The sequence below is a fragment of the Vibrio sp. HI00D65 genome, from assembly GCF_001635455.1.
Taxonomy (GTDB): domain Bacteria; phylum Pseudomonadota; class Gammaproteobacteria; order Enterobacterales; family Vibrionaceae; genus Vibrio.
Window position 1 is genome coordinate 179,653 of record NZ_LWEH01000613.1, and the last position, 18,489, is coordinate 198,141.

The following is an 18,489-nucleotide window of genomic DNA, read 5'->3' on the forward strand; positions in this document are numbered from 1 at the left end:
ATATGCAATTTATCACAAATGTTACTTTAGGGTACGGTAATCAAAACTATATTAGTCTCTCTAAAATCCTATTAGAAAATGGAGTGGAAAAAATTGAGTTTATCGAGCCACTAGACTACGAGAGAGATTATTATGACTTAAATATTGAAGGTTTCAAAAGGAAGTTATGGTTCCTTAAATTAGGGAACGTAATTAGATCTAAAGTAGACAATGTAATTTTAAAGAAATTAATAATTAAGATTCTCAATATTTTCTTCTTTAACATTTTTGTCTTTTCTTTGATGTTAAGAAAACCAGGAGTGCTAATTACTGCTAGATATATTCCTCTACTCTCATTTTTACCTAAGAAATATAAAATAATTTTTTACTGTACAGAGTTGTTTGAAGTTGAGAATAGGAAGGGGACATTATTTAACTGTTTTGTTGATAATATCGATGTGATAATTTCAGCTCAAAAGGATAGGTTGGAGTTTTTAAAGAGAATATTTTTGAAATCACGGTTTTACTTGGTCGAAAACTGCCCGTTTTTAAGTGGCGAAATGGATATAGAAAAGAAGAAAAATAAGTCAATTCTGTATCAAGGTAGGGTAGGGAAGGAAGCAAATGCTGAGTTGCTTTTGGATTTAATATCTGAGAGTTCTGATGACTATGTATTCCATATTGCTGGTCCAATTGACAAAGAATATGAAGATAGATTTAGGAAAGTGATAGATGATAAAAAAGTCAAATATTATGGCTATTTGAGATCTAAAGAGCTGAGAGAGCTTAGAAGAAAAGTCTCTTTTGGTTTAATTACATGGAAAGATACATCTATAAATACGAAGTATTGCGCACCGAATAAGTTATATGAATATTTGCAAAGTGGCTTGGTAGTTGTTGCTTACAAAAATCATTCAATGATTAATTTGAATTCAGAATATAAGTTTGGTTATGTGTCTGTAGACGATAGCGATAATGAAAATATTTTATATTATATTAATGGTATGTCTGATGATGCTTTTAAAAAACAATCTAATTATAATTATGGCTTATACTCTACAACTTTGAATTACAATGCCCAAATAATTCCTTTTATAAATGAAGAAATTTTATGAGAATTTTGTGTGTTGAGCCAAAAGAATACTTTATTAATGTTATAGATAAAGATTCTTTAAATGATATTGATATAGAGTTTGATGGCTATAAATTTTATGGCAAAACCACTTGCTGGTTTAATAGATATGATGCGGTGTTGAGTATTCAATATTTATGGCCTGTTAGTAATATAATTATAAGTAAGTCTAAAGCGGCAGGTATTCCTACCTATCTTTTAACTGATGGGATAATTGAATGGAATAACTGCTTTCATCACCCTGCAGTTTTAAGAACTAAGAAAAGATTGTTTCAATATATACTACATGATTTTGTACTTTGCCCCGGTGATTATGAGAGCAGCTTTATAAGCGATAGGTCATTTTCGTACCTACCAAAAAAATTACAGATAAATGAAAAGATTATGAATAATGATGACCGGCGCGCAAGAGTATTATTGACAACAGCCAACTCGGCTTATTTCGACGAGAGGGAGTTAACTGAAATAATCCAATTGCTAAATTTAACGATTAACCAGTTAAAAAAGTTAAGAGTTGATTTTATATTAAGAGTTTTTGATGACAGTATACTTCAAGGTATACACAACGTGCATGGCTCTGATATTGAAAACGACGTTAAAAATACTTTTGAGCATGTTCTTTCTAAAGTATCTAGTGTGATCACGACGCCAAGCAGTATAGTTATTACTTCGATGCTAGCTGATAAGCCGACATGTCAGCTAATTTATAGGGACTCTCCCTTATTTATGCAGTCAGGGTGGATGATTCATCGGTCATGTGATTTAAAATCTACGCTTTTGGAACTTATCAATTCAAACCCAGAAAGGATGTCTTTTCAACGTAATATACTAAAGACAAATTATCGAACTATGCCCTTATCGGAAATTATAGAAAAAGGTAACAGTAAATTTACCATGAAAGATGGTACCTTCGATATTAATAATGAGTACAGAAGCATGCTCGAGTCACCATATAATATTAATATTGAGTTTTTTCTTCGAAGCTTAGTAAAGAAGTTAAAATCAATTAAAATTCGATTAATAAAGAAGTGACATTATGGAAAGTAAAGGTTTTAAAGGACGCGTTTTAAGTGGTGTTTTTTGGATGAGCTCGGGAACCTTGATTAAAGTGTTTTTACAGTTACTTTTTATGGCACTACTTGCTCGCCTTTTGTCGACTACAGACTATGGTATCTTCGCAATAGTGTTATTGTTAGTATCACTAGCTCAATTACTAACTGATTCTGGTGTTGGCGCTGCTTTAATCCAAACTGAGCATGTGACGAAAAATAAAGAGTCCTCTGTTTTTTTCTTTAATTTAATGGTTGGTTTTGTACTTTCATTTACATTGTATTGTTTTTCATCTGAAATAAGTTTGTATTTTAATGAAAAAGAATTGATTTCAATCCTGCCATTTGTGTCAGTGATTTTTATATTAAAAAGTTTGTGTGTTGTACCGGAAGCTCTTTTGATAAGAGATATGAAGTTTAAGCAGTTAGCAATGAGAAGTACATTATCATATGTTATCGCATATAGCTGTGTAGCCCTTCCTCTTGCTTATAATGACTTCGGCGTTTGGTCTTTAGTCTATGCTCAAGTATTCCTTGAGCTTGTTAATGCTATATTTTTACTACTACTTAAAAAGCACAGTAGAAGTTTAAAAAGATTTCGATTTAGTGAGCTGAAAAAAATATTTAGGTTTTCTAGTGGTGTGCTCATAACTGGTATTGTAAACAAATTTGCAGTTAACTTAGATACTTTACTAGTAGGGAAACTACTGGGTATGTCTGTTTTAGGGAACTACAATAGAGCATATCAATTAATGGCTTATCCTGCAAATATGATGGGAGGAGTATTCAGCTCTGTTCTTTTTCCCGCGTTGAGTGCCGTGAAATGTCAAGATGAACTTAAAAAAAGGCATTACCAATTTGTAGTTACTCTTTCTTTTATACTGATGCCGCTTTCATTGCTTCTATTTTTTATATCGAAGAACATTGTAATGATTCTTCTTGGCACTGGCTGGGAAAATGTTACAAGAGTTTTACAGATACTATCATTTGCAATTTATTTTCGTATTGGTTATAAAGTGAACGGTGTGATTGCTAGGGCTAGAGGGCATGTATATAAATTAGCTTTTTGTCAGGTTATGTATGTATTCTATGTATTTGTTGGTTGTACTCTAGGAGCTAATTATGGTTTAACGGGAATTGCATTTGGAATGTTATTATCTCTGCTAGCTCAATTTATTACAAAAACTATATTGGGCTGCTCAATCTCAAAGCTCAGTGCTCACGACTTTTTAAAAGCTCATACTCTCGGTTTTCTTGTTTGTATTGTAATGTTGTTACTAAATCAATTAGATTTAATTTTGAAATATGAATTGAAAAATGATTTTGTGATTGTTGGTTTACATTCTATTTCAATGATTGTTTCATTGGCTATCGTATCTTTTTTCACATATAAGATTAAACATTATTCTTTTATTTTTTCTTTTTTTGAAAATATGCGTGTAAAATAAGGTTTTTGTTTTGGAAAAGCTAGTTAAAGTTTTTTGTGACTCTCCTATTGATTTTAAATATAAAAGTATTTTCTCTGGTATAGACAATTTAGATGTTATTTCAGGTGGTTTTTTTTATATTGTTAAAGAAATTATTAATTTGAGCGATAAAAATGCAATCTATCATTTCAGATATTTGAAATTTCGCGGGTATATTTTTACCCTGCTGAGGCTTGTTTTTATCATCGCCTTGGCTAAGATGAAAAGTGTAAAAATTGTTTGGAGTTGTCATAATGTTTATGAGCATACTTTTAAATCTAAGTTTTACAATGGTTTGATTAGAAATATCGTAGTTTTCTTTTCTGATTCTATTGTTGTATTCCATAGTGATATAAAGTGCCGTCTCCCAAGTTACTGCCATAAAAAAATTCATGTAGCTACATTCGGAGATATGAAAGACCATTTCTTATGTCAAAATCAAGTCAATGTTGACTTCAAAAATAAATTAGAGTCGTGGAGAGAGAATCACAAAGGTGATTTAAATATAATATCAATATCAACAGCTAAGAAAAATAACCTCAGGTGCCTAAATGATGGTAAAGGTATTTTTTCGTTAATCATAGCACCTAATTTAGATATAGGTTTTTCGACTTCTAACAATTGCATGGTTTATAATGATGGTTTTGTAAAAAAAGAAGTTGTTGATTTACTGATATCTTCGGACCGATTAGTTGGGTTTGTGGGGCATGAAAATTTATCTGTCCCTACTTCGATATACATGTATGCTAGTTTTGGAATTCCAATAATTTCATTAGATAATGTTCCTTCTAACAATATTGTCTATAGGAATTCTCTTGGAAAAGTGTTGTGTGATTATTCTGACTTACATCATGTTTATAATGAAATTTATCATAATTATGAATTTTATAGTTCTAATTGTAAGGATTTTATTGAGAAGTGCTCATGGAAACACTCATCAGATGTCCATACGAAGATGCTAGCTGTTCTTTTTGATTGTAATTAGAAAATAAGTTGATTAATTGATGAAAAAAAATGTAGCCGTGGTAGGCACTGTTGGAATTCCTGCATGTTATGGAGGTTTTGAATCTTTAGTCGAAAATTTGACTAAAGAATCTTCTAATAACATTCAGTATACAGTTTTCTGTTCTTCAGAAAATTATAAGAACAAACGATGTGAACATAATGGTGCTAAACTAATTTATCTGCCATTTCGTGCTAATGGGATGCAAAGTGTACTTTACGATATAGTTTCCCTGTTTTTATGCGTTTTTAAGAGGTATGATTCCGTTTTAATTCTCGGAGTCTCCGGTTGTTTGTTTTTGCCTGTATTTCGGCTTTTGTCTAAGGCAAAAGTAATAACAAATATTGATGGGTTAGAGTGGAAAAGGGATAAATGGAGCAAGCTTGCCAAAGTTTTTTTGAAGTTATCAGAGGCTATAGCGGTAAAATATTCTGATGTAGTTATTGCTGACAACCAAGCTATTGGCGATTATGTGACAAATGAGTATGGAAAGAGCAACGAAATAATAGCTTACGGCGGTGATCATGCCTTAATTAGCAATGATATAGGTTCAATAGACAACTATTTTTTATCGGTTTGCCGGATTGAACCTGAAAACAATGTTCATATTATATTGGAGGCATTTTCCAATTTAAATGAAAATATAATATTTGTAGGTAATTGGGATTCTAGTGAATATGGGTTGGATTTAAAGGGAAGGTATTCAAAATTTGATAATATCGAGATTTTAGATCCTATTTATGATGTGAAAAAGCTGTATTTTCTGAGAAGACAATGCATAGGTTATATTCATGGTCACTCAGCAGGTGGTACAAACCCTTCATTGGTAGAAATAATGCATTTCTCTAAACCTGTTTTTTCCTTTGACTGTTCTTTCAATAGGTACAGTACCGAAAACGCTTCTTATTACTTTTCTGACGTCGCCAGTTTGACTTCTGGAGTTATTGGTTTCGACTTTGCAACTACTGGCTTAGAAATGGGTAGGGCTCTTAAGGAAATTGCACAACGTAGATATACTTGGAATGTTGTAAAAAATCAATATGAATCCTTTTATTGATTTCTATTAGTTTTTTACGAATAAATCTATAGTTTTTGTGAAATTTTTAATTAATTTATTTTAAGGTGTAATAAATGCTTTTAACCGCTGGGCCATGTGTATTTGAATCTGAATAAATCGTTTTAGAAGTTGCTTCAACTATGCAAAATATTACTGTTGAACTGGGTATTGACAAAGGATTGGAAATTCTTTCTAGTGTTAAGAAAGAATTTGGCTTACGTGTTTTGACGAATGTTCACGAAGATACCCCTATTGATGAAGTGGCGTCTATGGTGACTTACGAAGAGCTATGGAGACGAATGGTAAGGACGTTTTTGATATGAAGGCTATTGATATTGCAACTTTCCATCCTGTAACTATAGCGCCTGAAGTTAGTATTCAAAGTGCATATGAGTTGATGGAAGTTAAAAAAGTTAATGCACTATTAGTCATTGAAGATACTAGGTTAGTAGGCTTTCTAAAAAATAGTGAATAATTTAGCTCTTAGTTTGATAATGTTCAGTGCTGATTTAGGTATTTCCCCCCCCTCCAACAATATTACCATACCAGTGATTATTGAAGATGCTTGATTTATTATTTAATTAGTATCATGCTAAATTAACTATTTACTCAAAAGCTATTGATATGAAATTTGTGTGAACGAGTTAATTTCATATCACGTTCTACTGGAGTGAACTTCTACAAGTGGCAATATTAAGGTATTCAGAAGAAAACATTAACTCACCTCTGGGATACGGTTCGCTTATTGTGAATTTAAATGAATACACCGTTTGTTGATACTTTCTATTAAAATTAATTGACACATATACAGTTGGCTTATTTATGAAAATTGCTATTGCTGGTACAGGTTATGTTGGCCTGTCTAATGCTATGTTGTTAGCTCAACACCATGAAGTTATTGCTGTTGATATAATGGCTAAAAAAGTAGAGATGCTAAATAATAAGCAATCTCCAATTTTTGATACTGAAATCACCGATTTTCTCATCAATAAATCGCTGAACTTCACCGCGACACTAGATAAAGAATTGGCGTATGCCGACGCGAAGTTCGTTATTATCGCCACGCCAACAGACTACGATGTTGAAACCAATTACTTCAACACATCTTCTGTTGAGGCGGTAATCAAAGATGTAATGACGATTAACCCGCATGCGGTGATGGTGATCAAGTCTACTATCCCTGTTGGTTATACTGCGCGTATTAAAGAGGAACTAGGGTGTGAAAACCTAATGTTCTCACCAGAGTTTTTGCGTGAAGGTAAAGCGCTTTACGATAACCTGCACCCATCGCGCATTGTGGTGGGTGAGCGTTCTGAACGCGCGACAGTTTTCGCGAACTTGCTGTTAGAAGGGGCGGTGAAGAAAGACGTTGAAATTTTGTATACCGACTCTACGGAAGCGGAAGCGGTAAAACTATTTTCCAATACTTACTTGGCCCTGCGTGTCGCTTACTTTAATGAACTTGACACTTACGCAGAATCGCACGGCTTAGATACGCGCCAAATCATTGATGGCGTTTGTTTAGACCCGCGTATTGGTTCGCATTACAACAACCCTTCATTTGGTTACGGTGGTTACTGTCTTCCAAAAGACACCAAACAGCTGCGTGCTAACTACTCAGACGTACCGAATAACATTATTGGTGCGATCGTAGATTCGAATACCACACGTAAAGATTTTATTGCCGATTCAATCATCAAGCGTAACCCAATGCGTGTGGGTATCTACCGTTTAGTGATGAAGTCTGGCTCGGACAATTTCCGAGCTTCGAGCATTCAAGGCATTATGAAGCGCCTGAAAGCCAAAGGCATTGAAGTAGTGGTGTTTGAGCCAGAGCTGAAAGAAAAAGAGTTTTTCCGCTCATTGGTGCTAACGGATTTTGAGCAGTTCAAATCAAGCTGTGATGTGATTGTGTCTAACCGCATGGCGCAAGAGCTGACGGATGTACAAGACAAAGTGTACACACGTGATCTATTTGGTTCAGATTAAGGGTAAACAATGAAGTATTTAGTAACAGGCGCGGCGGGTTTTATTGGCAGTGCGGTGGTAGAGCAGCTTACAGCGAAAGGTTATCAAGTTATTGGTGTCGATAACCTTAACGATTACTACGATGTCGCTCTGAAAGAAGCTCGCCTCGCGCGTATTCAGCATACCAATTTTAAACTGGTCGAGTTAGACATTGCTGATCGCGATGGTGTGGCTCACTTGTTTGAAGCGGAACAGTTTGATCAAGTGATCCACTTAGCGGCGCAAGCTGGGGTGCGTTACTCGATTGAAAACCCACACGCGTATGCGGATTCAAACCTTGTGGGGCATTTAAACATTCTTGAAGGATGTCGTCATAATAAAGTGCAGCACTTGGTGTATGCCTCTTCAAGTTCTGTGTACGGCTTAAATGCGAAAACGCCGTTTGCCACGGCCGATTCGGTGGATCACCCGGTTTCGCTGTACGCCGCAACCAAGAAGTCGAATGAGTTGATGGCGCACAGCTATTCTCATCTGTATGGCATCCCAACCACAGGCCTGCGTTTCTTTACTGTTTATGGCTCATGGGGCCGCCCAGATATGGCGCCGTTTATCTTTACTAAGAAGATTCTCGATGGCGACACAATCGATATCAACAACAATGGTGACATGTGGCGTGATTTTACCCACGTCAATGATATTGTTGAAGGTGTGGTACGCATCGCGGATGTACTGCCAACCCGTGATAACGAATGGACAGTAGAAGCCGGTTCGCCAGCAACCAGTTCTGCCCCTTATGCGGTGTATAACATTGGCCATGGCTCACCAATCAATTTGATGGATTTTGTGAAAGCCATTGAAGATGAACTGGGCATTGAAGCGAAGAAAAACTTCCGCGAAATGCAACCTGGTGATGTGTACCAAACTTATGCCGATACTCAAGACCTATTTGCAGCAACCGGCTATACCCCTAAGGTCACTGTGAAAGAGGGTGTCGCTGAATTTATTCAGTGGTACCGCGAGTTTTATAACAAGTAAAACCACAGTAGAGCTTTCTAAAGCTCCACTATAGAAATTAATCCATTTCTATAAACCTCTTCTATACACATACAGCTCTTCTGATGTTGCTAGTGCCTCATTCCATTCTGGTTTGGGGCACTTTTGTTTGCCATTCGAATGCCCAAACAAAAGCCATACTTGCTGAACCTTGATAATAAAAACGAGAAAGAAAAAGAATGCTTAAACACTGCTTATTTCCTGCAGCGGGCTACGGCACGCGCTTTTTACCTGCAACAAAATCTATGCCTAAAGAAATGATGCCTATCGTTAATAAACCGTTGATTGAATACGGCGTTGACGAGGCCATTCAAGCGGGCATGACCAGCATGGCGGTGGTGACCGGCCGTGGTAAAAGCTCGTTGATGGATCACTTTGATAAGAACTACGAGCTCGAGCACCAAATTCAAGGCACCAATAAAGAGCCGTTGTTGGATGACATTCGATCCTTGATCGACTCCGCTCAATTTACCTACATTCGCCAACGTGAAATGAAAGGGCTAGGGCATGCCATTTTAACGGGCAAAGAACTTGTGGGCGATAACCCGTTTGCTGTGGTATTGGCCGACGACCTTTGCATTAATGAAGATCAAGGTGTGCTGGCACAAATGGCAGCACTGTATCGCCAGTTCCGTTGCTCAATTGTTGCAGTCGAAGAGGTGCCAGAATCGGAAACCCACAAATACGGTGTGATTGCGGGTGAGCATTTGAGTGATGACTTGATTCGCATTACCGATATGGTTGAAAAGCCAGAGCAAGGCACAGCGCCAAGCAATCTTGCCATTATTGGCCGTTATATTCTCACGCCAGACATCTTTGATATTTTGGAAGAGACTCAGCCAGGTAAAGGCGGCGAGATCCAAATTACCGATGCGCTGCTGGAGCAAGCGAAAACAGGGTGTGTGATTGCGTACAAGTTTAAAGGTAAGCGTTTCGACTGTGGCAGCGTCGATGGCTACATTGAAGCGACAAACTACTGTTATCAAAACATCTACCTTAAAGGCAGCAAAGCGGAAATAGACCAAACGGCGACAGAAAAAAGGTAGTACTTTAGGCTGTGGTGAATCGTGGTATGGAAGGTTATTTCATCAATGAGGTTCACCATTTTACTCTCTTTCTCCTATTTCAATGCTCTACTGCTCATAGTTTAAAGAATGGCGTGAAACGACAAGTTTTAAAGTAATGCGCCTTGCCATAACTCGCCATTCGGCTATTCCTCAGCAATAAAACAATAAAACAATAAAACAATAAAACAATAAAACAATAACCAATAATAGGCTTTCCCTGATGTCACTGTTTGAGTACCTCATCGAACTCTCGATGTTTTTCTTTATTTCCCTTGCTGTGCTGTACTGCATGCGCAAAGTCGGTTATGCGATTGGCCTAACCGATAAACCCAATGCCAGAAAGCACCACGAAGGCGTGGTTCCATTAGTCGGGGGCATCTCTTTGTGCATTACCTTGTTGTACTTCCTGTATGTGAATGCAGAACAGTTCAATAACCTAGAGGTAGCTGCCACGTGTTTAACTGTGCTAGTGCTGGTTGGGGTGGCGGATGATCGCTTCGACATCAGCTTTAAGCTCAGAATGGGCGTACAAGCGATGTTGGCGATGGTGATTATGTATTACACCGAATTAACCCTCTCTCACGTCGGGGATGTATTTGGGCTTGGTGTGTTAGATTTCCCTGTGGTGCTCGACAGCGTGATTACGGTGATAGCCGTAATTGCTGCGATTAATGCCTTTAATATGGTTGATGGTATTGATGGCCTGTTAGGCGGCTTAAGCATGGTGGTGTTTACCTCATTAGGTGTCGTGTTCTTTGCTTATGAACTCGAGTTTCATGCCTTTTCTATGGCGGTCATAGTGGTCATGTTATTCCCTTTTGTTCTGTTCAATTTGGGCTACTTTGGCAAGCTTCGTAAGGTGTTCATGGGCGATGCGGGCAGCATGATGATCGGCTTTATTGTGATCTGGGTATTGATTGGTGGCACGCAGTCCGATGACGGGCACTATATGATTCGCCCTGTCACTGCATTATGGCTAATTGCCGTCCCTTTGATCGATATGATGGCGATCATGATCCGTCGCATTCGTAAAGGGCACTCTCCATTTAAACCGGACCGTGAGCATTTCCACCACATTATGCAACGTATCGGCTTTACCCCTCGTGAATCGTTAGTGGTGATATGCTTAGTACAATTGCTTTATTCAACCTTGGGGTTATTGGGAGAGTACTTCCAAGTGCCTGAATTCATCATGTTCTACACCATTGTGGCGTGTTTCTTGTTCCATACTTACTGGATGACACACTCGTTTAAGATGGCGAAGATTGTAAGACAGTGGAAGAAGCTTGAAGAGAAACAGCCAGAGGAAACAGCAGTATTATAAGGGGATGAGAGTACAGAGATAACCGTCTTTTCATGTATGTAGACGCGACGGTTAGGCTTGATCTATCGTCTGCTTAATTCATCGTTATCTATTGGTGCTGCTCCGCTAATTCTGCATTTAGGTCGTTATCATTCAATATCACAAGCAAAAGGGCCCAACCTAGATTGAGATTGGGCCCTTTTTGTTTAGGTTATCGACACAATACAAGTACACTTAACTCAATATGTTCAACATGGTAGGCTGTCGAGTCTGTTGTGCTTTTATACCCTAGTGCGTTTATTCGGAGCATTCATTTTGCTTGATTGGTTAATAAGCCCTGCCATGCAGGTGATTCTTTTGTTTTTGATGACTATTTTAGGTTTGATCCGCTATCAGTCTCAATCTGACAAAGTATTTGGTGTGTTATTGCTAGTGTTGTTCACAAGTTCGTTGGTGAGCACAGAACAAGTGATCCAGAGTTTTTCCAACAAAGGTTTGCTCACACTAATACTATTGATGATTTGTTCGGTGGCACTGGAGAAAACTAAACTGCTGCGTATAATTACTAACTATGTGATTGGGCCGAATTATCGGCTTACTTGGCTTCGCTTGTTTAGTTTGACAACACTCTCGTCTGCCATCTTGAATAACACTGCGGTTGTTTCAACAATGTTGGCACCCATTCGCAATAACCCCCACCATAAGGCTAGCAAGCTTCTTTTACCTCTTTCATACGCTGCTATATTAGGTGGCACACTCACTTTAGTCGGAACATCAACGAATTTAATCGTAAATAGCCTAGTGATTGATTCTGGCTTACCAAGTTTGAAATTTTTCGACTTTACCGCTGTCGGTTTATGTTTAGTGTTAGGCTGCGGCGTTCTACTGTTTATTCTTAGCCCCTTGTTGCCTGAGCGTGGAAAAGGCAGCGTAGAAATTCGTGATTACCTTATTGATGCCGAGGTTTCTGTTAGCTCTGATTTAGTTGGTAAAACGGTTGAACAAAACGGCCTTCGACATTTAGAGTCGTTGTTCTTGGTTGAGATTTTACGAAGTGGGCGTTTGATATCTCCTGTTACGCCGCAGGAAGTGATACAGCCTCATGATCGCTTGCTGTTTAGTGGAGATGTGAAAAAGGTCACTACTTTAACTCAATTTGATGGCTTGTCGTTATTTGCCAGTGATAGTGGTCTCCCTCTTGATAACCTCTCGGAGGTGGTCATTCGTCCTGAAAGCCACTTGATTGGAAAAACACTCAAACATGCAGGCTTTCGCGCACTGTTTGATGCTGCTGTAGTGGCAATTAAGCGCGATGGTGAAGCTCTTTCAGGCAAGTTAGGAGACGTCGAACTGCAAACCGGCGACTATTTAGTGCTAGCTGTGGGTGATGATTATGCCTCTCGTAACAACATAGCGAAGAACTTTTTTCTATTGAACGAAGTGGAAACTGAGCATTGCCTTGGTGGGTGGAAAGAGAAACTAGCAATTGGTGGCTTTCTTGGTGCGATTTTATTGGCCGCAATCGGTATAGTATCGCTGTTTAAGGTGATGTTGATCCTACTTGGATTATTACTGCTGACTGGCTGCTTAAGTGCGAACGAGGTTCTTCGACGCATACCTAAGGGTATTTGGCTGATTATCTCTTCTGCATTGCTACTATCTCAAGCGCTTTCCAATACTGGTGCTTTGGATGGACTAAAATATCTTGTTCACTCGTATGATTACTTGTTTTCGCCATTTATGGGGCTAGTGGTAGTCTATTTGTTGGCTTGGATTATGACTGAACTTGTTACTAACAATGCAGCGGCCGCATTGGTGTTCCCTATTGGTATTGAGCTAGCGTCTAGTTTGTCGGTTAACCCACAAGCGTATATTCTTGCAATAGCGTTCGGCGCAAGCGCAAGCTTTATCAGCCCATATGGATATCAAACTAACTTGATGGTGTTTAACGCTGGGCAATATAAGCTGCAAGATTTTGTTAAGGTAGGAGTTCCAATGTGCCTGCTTTATGGCGTGATTGTATTAACCGCAATCCCTGCCTTTATTGGATTGTAAATTAAGGATTTTTAGAAATGAAGATTTCTCCAGAGCGTATGACTCATCTCAAGCAACTTGAAGCTGAGTCGATACATATTATGCGTGAAGTTGCTGCTGAGTTTGATAACCCAGTCATGCTGTATTCCGTAGGTAAAGACTCATCTGTGATGCTGCACTTAGCGCAAAAAGCGTTTGCGCCAGGCATTCCGCCGTTTCCATTGATGCACGTAGACACCACGTGGAAGTTTAAGGAGATGATCGAGTTTCGTGACTATATGGCCCAAAAGTTAGGCATGAAGTTGATTGTTCATCAAAACCCTGAAGGGGTAAAAATGAACATCAGCCCGTTTGTACATGGTAGCTCTTTACATACAGATATCATGAAAACTCAAGGCTTGAAGCAGGCGTTGGAGAAGCATGGCTTTGATGCGGCATTTGGCGGGGCTCGTCGAGATGAAGAGAAATCTCGTGCAAAAGAGCGCGTTTACTCCTTCCGTGATGAACACCATCGTTGGGACCCTAAAAATCAACGCCCTGAGCTATGGAACATTTATAACGGAAAGGTGAATAAAGGCGAGAGTATTCGAGTATTCCCACTTTCTAACTGGACTGAGCTCGATATTTGGCAATATATCTATTTAGAGAATATTGAGATCCCTGGCTTATACCTTGCTGCTAAGCGACCTGTTGTTGAGCGTGATGGTATGCTTATCATGAAAGATGATGAGCGTATGGAGCTAAAAGAAGGCGAGGTGGTTGAAGAAAAAATGGTTCGCTTCCGTACTCTTGGTTGTTACCCACTTACAGGGGCTGTGGAATCTGAAGCAGCAACGTTGCCTGAAATAATACAAGAGATGCTCCTGACGACGACTTCAGAGCGACAAGGCCGTGCTATCGACCACGACAGTTCGGGATCGATGGAGAAGAAAAAACGTGAAGGGTACTTCTAAGCAGTCATGACAACTCCTTATCAACGTAAAGACCATGACTCGGTATCCGCTGATGTGGTGTGGCACAACTCGACGGTGACTCACGCAGATCGCGTTGCTCTAAAACAGCAACGGTCAGTTTGCTTGTGGTTTACAGGTCTGAGTGGCTCAGGTAAATCCACTATAGCCAATGCGGTGGAAAGCAAACTGTTGCAAATGGGCAAACACAGCTATCTTCTTGATGGTGACAATGTACGCCATGGTCTCAACAAAGACTTAGGCTTTTCAGATACTGACCGCATAGAGAACATCCGCCGCATTGGTGAAGTGGCGAAACTGTTTGTGGACGCAGGCAACATTGTCTTGACCGCGTTTATCTCGCCTTTTATCTCCGACCGCAAGCAAGTAAGTGATTTAATGCAGGACGGCGAATTTCTTGAGGTGTTTGTGGATACGCCTCTTGAAGTGTGCGAGCAACGTGACCCGAAAGGTTTGTATAAAAAAGCCCGCGCCGGTGAAATTAAACACTTTACTGGCATCGACTCAGAATACCAAGCGCCTGTGAATCCCGAGATTCATCTCAAAACAGAGAAGCTAAGTATTGAAGCCTGCGCTGACTATGTGGTGAGTGAGCTTGAGAAGAAAGGCTATCTGAACCTAAAGGATGAAGCGTAATGCATTACGATGTATTTAATGGCGATGCTGATGGCATTATTGCGCTACTGCAACTTCGCTTTGCAGAGCCAAAAGAGTCGACTCTCGTCACGGGTGTGAAGCGCGACATCAAACTGCTTAAGCAAGTTGACGTAGCAAAGGCGACTTCGGTTACCGCACTCGACATCTCCATGGAGAAGAATCTGCTTGAGCTGGAAAGTTTGCTTGCAAAGGATATCCCCGTATTTTACTGCGACCACCACCGCAGCGGCGATATCCCAAACTCTGACAAGCTTGAAGCGCTGATCGACCTTGATGCTGAAGTGTGTACTAGTTTACTTATAAACAAAAAGCTTGATGGTCAATATGCTAAGTGGGCGGTGGCGGCAGCGTTTGGTGACAACCTGTTTGTTTCAGCACAAAAACTGGCACAAGAGGTTGGTTTGACTGACTCAGAAACTGAGTTTCTAAAAGAGCTTGGCACACTAATTAATTACAACGGTTATGGTGCAACTCTTGGCGATTTGCATATCGAACCTGCAGAGCTGTATCGGCAGTTGAGCGAATTTGAAGATCCGCTTGTATTGCTTGATGATGAAAACTCACCATATCACGTGTTGAAAAAAGGTTATGCCAACGACCATGCGAAGGTGACTAACATTGAGCCTTCCCATGTCGATGCGCAATGTAAAGTGTTTGAGCTACCGTGTGAAGCTTGGGCGAGACGCATCAGTGGCGTTTTTGGTAATGAGCTTGCCAATCAAAAACCCGAATTAGCTCACGCAGTGTTAACACTAAACGCAAATGGTGAAGATTACACAGTGAGCGTACGTGCGCCGCTGAATAATCGTTTCGGCGCAGACGAGATCTGTTCATCATTTCCGACTGGAGGAGGGCGTAAGGCCGCTGCTGGCATCAATCAATTGCCAAAATATAACGTTGAAACGTTTACCCAAGTGCTGAGTGACTTCTACCAGTAATGAAACAAGCAATGCCTACCCAGATCTCAGTGTGGGCGGACAATAGAATTTACGTTTGGGCAGGAAAGCCGAAACAATGAATAATTTAGGAGAAGGTTATGTCTCATAGCTCTGAGCTAATCGCGTCGGATATTGAAGGGTATCTGAAAGTACATGAAAATAAAGATTTGCTGCGCTTTTTAACGTGTGGCAACGTAGATGATGGTAAGTCGACTCTGATTGGACGTCTGCTTTACGATTCAAAGCTGATTTACGAAGACCAAATGGCGGCGATTGAGAAAGATTCTCAAAAGTTCAACACCACGGACGAAGCGTTTGACCTAGCATTGCTAGTTGATGGCCTGCAATCTGAGCGTGAGCAAGGCATTACTATCGATGTGGCATACCGTTACTTCTCAACTGACAAGCGCAAGTTCATCATTGCCGATACTCCTGGACATGAGCAGTACACTCGTAACATGGTAACAGGCGCGTCAACATGTGAGTTGGCGATTGTTATGGTAGACGCACGTTACGGTATTCAAACTCAAACTCGTCGTCATAGCTACATCTGCAGTTTATTGGGCATTAAGCATATAATTGTGGCTATCAATAAGATGGACTTGATGGACTACAGTCAAGAGGTGTATCAGAAGATCAAAGCAGATTACCGTGAGATGGCGAAGAACTTCAACATCGACGATATTCGTTTTGTACCAATCTCAGCGCTGAAGGGTGACAACGTGGTGACCCAAAGTGAGAAAATGGACTGGTACCCAGGCGCAACCTTGATGAAACTGCTTGAGACGGTGAAAATCGACCAAGACAAAGACTTGGAGCACATGCGCTTCCCAGTGCAGTATGTAAATCGCCCGAACCTGAACTTCCGTGGTTTCTGCGGCACTCTAGCCTCTGGTCTTGTTCAAGTCGGTGATGAAGTTACGGCACTACCATCAGGTAAACAGTCTCGTATCAAGTCTATCTACACCTTTGACGGTGAACTTGAAACCGCACGTCCTGGTCAAGCGATTACTATAACGCTTGAAGATGAGATCGATGTGTCACGTGGCGACATGCTTGTACACAACGGTCATGAGCCAAATGTGACCAATAAAGTGCAAGCGCACGTGGTGTGGATGGATGAAAACCCAATGCGTACGCACAAAGAGTATACCTTTAAGTTTGCGACCAAATCGTGTGTGGGCAAAGTGAAGGCAATCCCGCACAAGATCGATGTGAACACGCTAAATCAACACGCAGAAAATAGTAACTCTTTAGAGCTGAATGAAATAGCACTGTCAGAGGTATCATTGACTGATAAGGTTGCTGTAGATACTTACAAAGCCTTGCCGCAAACCGGTGCCTTCATTGTGATTGACCGCCATACCAATGTGACAGTAGGTGCGGGTATGGTTGAAACCGTGATTGATGGAAATGAAGAGCAAGGTCGGGTGTATTCTCAAGCAGAGAAAGACTTGAATGCGTATGTACGTAAATACTTCCCTGAATGGGGATGTGCTGAAATATAAATTTGAAACTTATATTTTCATAGAATAAAAAATGGCCAAGTTCATATTGTGAATTTGGCCATTTTTGTTTCTCTATTCGTTACAAAACTTCAGCTGTAGTTTAAAGCTTATCTTTATGTAAATTAATAGACTTTCTCAGGAAGATTACGCCAACTTCTAATCCAGCTTGTGATACGCCAAACATAGCTCATCGCGACGGTGTACGAAATGAAGCAAAGCATAAACAGGATGAACATAGTTGATTCCGCGATCTCTAGGAATTCACCGTAGATACCGAAGCCAGCAAAGCCACTGGCGATTAAACAAATGATGGCCAGCGTCTGGCGCGATGTAAAACCAAGGCGCTGGAAAATATGGTGTAAATGTTCACGGTCGGGTTTGAATGGGGAATCACCACGCCTTACTCGTCTAAACATGATAGCGGCCATGTCCATTAACGGGATAGCAATTAGCCATAATGCCGTAATCGGTCGCATCATGGCTTCTGATGGATCTTGGCTTGCGCCCAGCAGTAACCAAATCACAGTAAAGCCAATCATCATGCTGCCAGCGTCGCCCATAAAGACTTTACGTTCTCGACCTAGAAGCCCGAGGTTCATCAGAATATAAGGGATAGTCGCGGCAATAAATACGGTACACAAATACGCCAAGCCGTATTGGCTATCGATTTTGAGCAAAATGGCGATACCAGCAAAGGTGACGATAGCAAGCCCACCTAATAGGCCGTCGATACCATCAACCATATTGAACGCGTTAATGGCTCCAATCACCGCAAATATTGTGACTACTGAACTCAGAAACCCTAAATGTAATGCACCTGTGCCAAAAATATTACCAATGTTTTCTAGGCGAATATCGGCAAAGTGCATCATGCAAATGGAGAGAATGGCTTGAACGACAAGCCGAATTTTGAAGCTAATATCAAATTTATCATCGAGCGCGCCGATAACGATAAGCACTGCGATAGAAGCTAAAAAAAGCTGGCTATGCGGTATCACATTGGGGTGGGTGAGTATGAACTGAGCTATCGACAAGCTGATTGCGATTCCGCCTACGAGTGGGATCGCTCCGTTATGCAGTTTTCGTTGGTTGGGTTTGTCTACTAAGCCGATGGCTTTTGCTGCTTTTCGCATCACAAAGAGCGACGAAAAGGAGAAGAAGCCAACAAGTGATAGCTCTACTAACATGATGAACTCTAGCCAAATTTTTAATGGTTTTTATTTGCGTGTAGCTTACGTTAAAACTATCAATGTGTACACTTAGTTGAGTATGTTCTGCTCACTTTTTTGGAACAAAGTTAGCAT

Annotated in this window: 16 protein-coding genes; 15 read left to right on the top strand and 1 reads right to left on the bottom strand. The window is 40.0% G+C overall.

The window, feature by feature from the left end; translation table 11 throughout:
- Positions 1 to 2 precede the first annotated feature (2 nt).
- The 15 genes from A3712_RS25855 to cysN all read left to right on the top strand — a co-directional run bounded on the left by A3712_RS25855 (position 3) and on the right by cysN (position 17,185).
- Positions 3 to 1,094, top strand: coding sequence for a glycosyltransferase (locus A3712_RS25855; protein ID WP_063525539.1), 1,092 nt, complete (start codon positions 3 to 5; stop codon positions 1,092 to 1,094).
- Positions 1,091 to 2,143: a hypothetical protein gene (locus tag A3712_RS25860; RefSeq protein ID WP_063525540.1), complete on the top strand. Its 1,053-nt coding sequence runs from the start codon at positions 1,091 to 1,093 to the stop codon at positions 2,141 to 2,143. The genes A3712_RS25855 and A3712_RS25860 overlap by 4 nt, the downstream gene beginning before the upstream one ends.
- Positions 2,144 to 2,147: 4 nt before the next feature.
- A complete protein-coding gene (locus tag A3712_RS25865; RefSeq protein WP_063525541.1) occupies positions 2,148 to 3,608 on the top strand; it encodes a lipopolysaccharide biosynthesis protein in 1,461 nt (486 codons plus the stop codon).
- Between the two features lie 10 nt (positions 3,609 to 3,618).
- Positions 3,619 to 4,611 carry a hypothetical protein gene (locus A3712_RS25870; RefSeq protein ID WP_063525542.1) on the top strand — a complete coding sequence of 331 codons (993 nt, stop codon included), beginning with the start codon at positions 3,619 to 3,621 and terminating at the stop codon, positions 4,609 to 4,611.
- Positions 4,612 to 4,630: 19 nt separating this feature from the next.
- Entirely contained in the window at positions 4,631 to 5,686 is a 1,056-nt protein-coding gene (locus A3712_RS25875) for a DUF1972 domain-containing protein (RefSeq protein WP_063525543.1), read from the top strand.
- A gap of 319 nt (positions 5,687 to 6,005) precedes the next feature.
- Positions 6,006 to 6,161, top strand: coding sequence for a CBS domain-containing protein (locus A3712_RS27645; RefSeq protein WP_197465921.1), 156 nt, complete (start codon positions 6,006 to 6,008; stop codon positions 6,159 to 6,161).
- A 347-nt stretch (positions 6,162 to 6,508) separates the two neighbouring features.
- A complete protein-coding gene (locus tag A3712_RS25885; RefSeq protein WP_063525545.1) occupies positions 6,509 to 7,675 on the top strand; it encodes a nucleotide sugar dehydrogenase in 1,167 nt (388 codons plus the stop codon).
- A gap of 9 nt (positions 7,676 to 7,684) precedes the next feature.
- Positions 7,685 to 8,689, top strand: a complete 1,005-nt coding sequence (locus tag A3712_RS25890; protein ID WP_063525546.1) for an NAD-dependent epimerase — start codon at positions 7,685 to 7,687, stop codon at positions 8,687 to 8,689.
- Between the two features lie 197 nt (positions 8,690 to 8,886).
- Positions 8,887 to 9,753, top strand: coding sequence for a UTP--glucose-1-phosphate uridylyltransferase GalU (gene galU / locus A3712_RS25895; protein WP_063525547.1), 867 nt, complete (start codon positions 8,887 to 8,889; stop codon positions 9,751 to 9,753).
- Positions 9,754 to 9,994: 241 nt separating this feature from the next.
- Positions 9,995 to 11,098, top strand: a complete 1,104-nt coding sequence (wecA, locus tag A3712_RS25900; RefSeq protein ID WP_063525548.1) for a UDP-N-acetylglucosamine--undecaprenyl-phosphate N-acetylglucosaminephosphotransferase — start codon at positions 9,995 to 9,997, stop codon at positions 11,096 to 11,098.
- Positions 11,099 to 11,392: 294 nt separating this feature from the next.
- Positions 11,393 to 13,132 carry an SLC13 family permease gene (locus tag A3712_RS25905; protein ID WP_197465922.1) on the top strand — a complete coding sequence of 580 codons (1,740 nt, stop codon included), beginning with the start codon at positions 11,393 to 11,395 and terminating at the stop codon, positions 13,130 to 13,132.
- Positions 13,133 to 13,149: 17 nt separating this feature from the next.
- Positions 13,150 to 14,064, top strand: coding sequence for a sulfate adenylyltransferase subunit CysD (gene cysD, locus A3712_RS25910; RefSeq protein ID WP_063525549.1), 915 nt, complete (start codon positions 13,150 to 13,152; stop codon positions 14,062 to 14,064).
- A gap of 6 nt (positions 14,065 to 14,070) precedes the next feature.
- Entirely contained in the window at positions 14,071 to 14,718 is a 648-nt protein-coding gene (gene cysC / locus A3712_RS25915) for an adenylyl-sulfate kinase (protein WP_063525550.1), read from the top strand.
- A complete protein-coding gene (locus A3712_RS25920) occupies positions 14,718 to 15,677 on the top strand; it encodes a hypothetical protein (protein ID WP_063525551.1) in 960 nt (319 codons plus the stop codon). Before cysC ends, A3712_RS25920 begins: the two co-directional genes overlap by 1 nt.
- A 98-nt stretch (positions 15,678 to 15,775) precedes the next feature.
- Positions 15,776 to 17,185, top strand: coding sequence for a sulfate adenylyltransferase subunit CysN (gene cysN, locus A3712_RS25925; protein ID WP_063525552.1), 1,410 nt, complete (start codon positions 15,776 to 15,778; stop codon positions 17,183 to 17,185).
- Positions 17,186 to 17,307: 122 nt separating this feature from the next.
- On the opposite strand, the gene wecA (A3712_RS25930) is transcribed toward cysN, so the two are convergent.
- Positions 17,308 to 18,372, bottom strand: coding sequence for a UDP-N-acetylglucosamine--undecaprenyl-phosphate N-acetylglucosaminephosphotransferase (gene wecA / locus A3712_RS25930; protein ID WP_063525553.1), 1,065 nt, complete (start codon positions 18,370 to 18,372; stop codon positions 17,308 to 17,310).
- Positions 18,373 to 18,489: the final 117 nt, after the last annotated feature.

Bases quoted from the DNA above. Each gene is read 5' to 3' on its own strand.
- A3712_RS25855 (WP_063525539.1), top strand. From the start codon at position 3: ATGCAATTTATCACAAATGTTACTTTAGGGTACGGTAATCAAAACTAT.
- A3712_RS25860 (WP_063525540.1), top strand. From the start codon at position 1,091: ATGAGAATTTTGTGTGTTGAGCCAAAAGAATACTTTATTAATGTTATA.
- A3712_RS25865 (WP_063525541.1), top strand. From the start codon at position 2,148: ATGGAAAGTAAAGGTTTTAAAGGACGCGTTTTAAGTGGTGTTTTTTGG.
- A3712_RS25875 (WP_063525543.1), top strand. From the start codon at position 4,631: ATGAAAAAAAATGTAGCCGTGGTAGGCACTGTTGGAATTCCTGCATGT.
- A3712_RS27645 (WP_197465921.1), top strand. From the start codon at position 6,006: ATGAAGGCTATTGATATTGCAACTTTCCATCCTGTAACTATAGCGCCT.
- A3712_RS25885 (WP_063525545.1), top strand. From the start codon at position 6,509: ATGAAAATTGCTATTGCTGGTACAGGTTATGTTGGCCTGTCTAATGCT.
- A3712_RS25890 (WP_063525546.1), top strand. From the start codon at position 7,685: ATGAAGTATTTAGTAACAGGCGCGGCGGGTTTTATTGGCAGTGCGGTG.
- galU (WP_063525547.1), top strand. From the start codon at position 8,887: ATGCTTAAACACTGCTTATTTCCTGCAGCGGGCTACGGCACGCGCTTT.
- wecA (WP_063525548.1), top strand. From the start codon at position 9,995: ATGTCACTGTTTGAGTACCTCATCGAACTCTCGATGTTTTTCTTTATT.
- cysD (WP_063525549.1), top strand. From the start codon at position 13,150: ATGAAGATTTCTCCAGAGCGTATGACTCATCTCAAGCAACTTGAAGCT.
- cysC (WP_063525550.1), top strand. From the start codon at position 14,071: ATGACAACTCCTTATCAACGTAAAGACCATGACTCGGTATCCGCTGAT.
- A3712_RS25920 (WP_063525551.1), top strand. From the start codon at position 14,718: ATGCATTACGATGTATTTAATGGCGATGCTGATGGCATTATTGCGCTA.
- cysN (WP_063525552.1), top strand. From the start codon at position 15,776: ATGTCTCATAGCTCTGAGCTAATCGCGTCGGATATTGAAGGGTATCTG.
- wecA (WP_063525553.1), bottom strand. From the start codon at position 18,372: ATGTTAGTAGAGCTATCACTTGTTGGCTTCTTCTCCTTTTCGTCGCTC.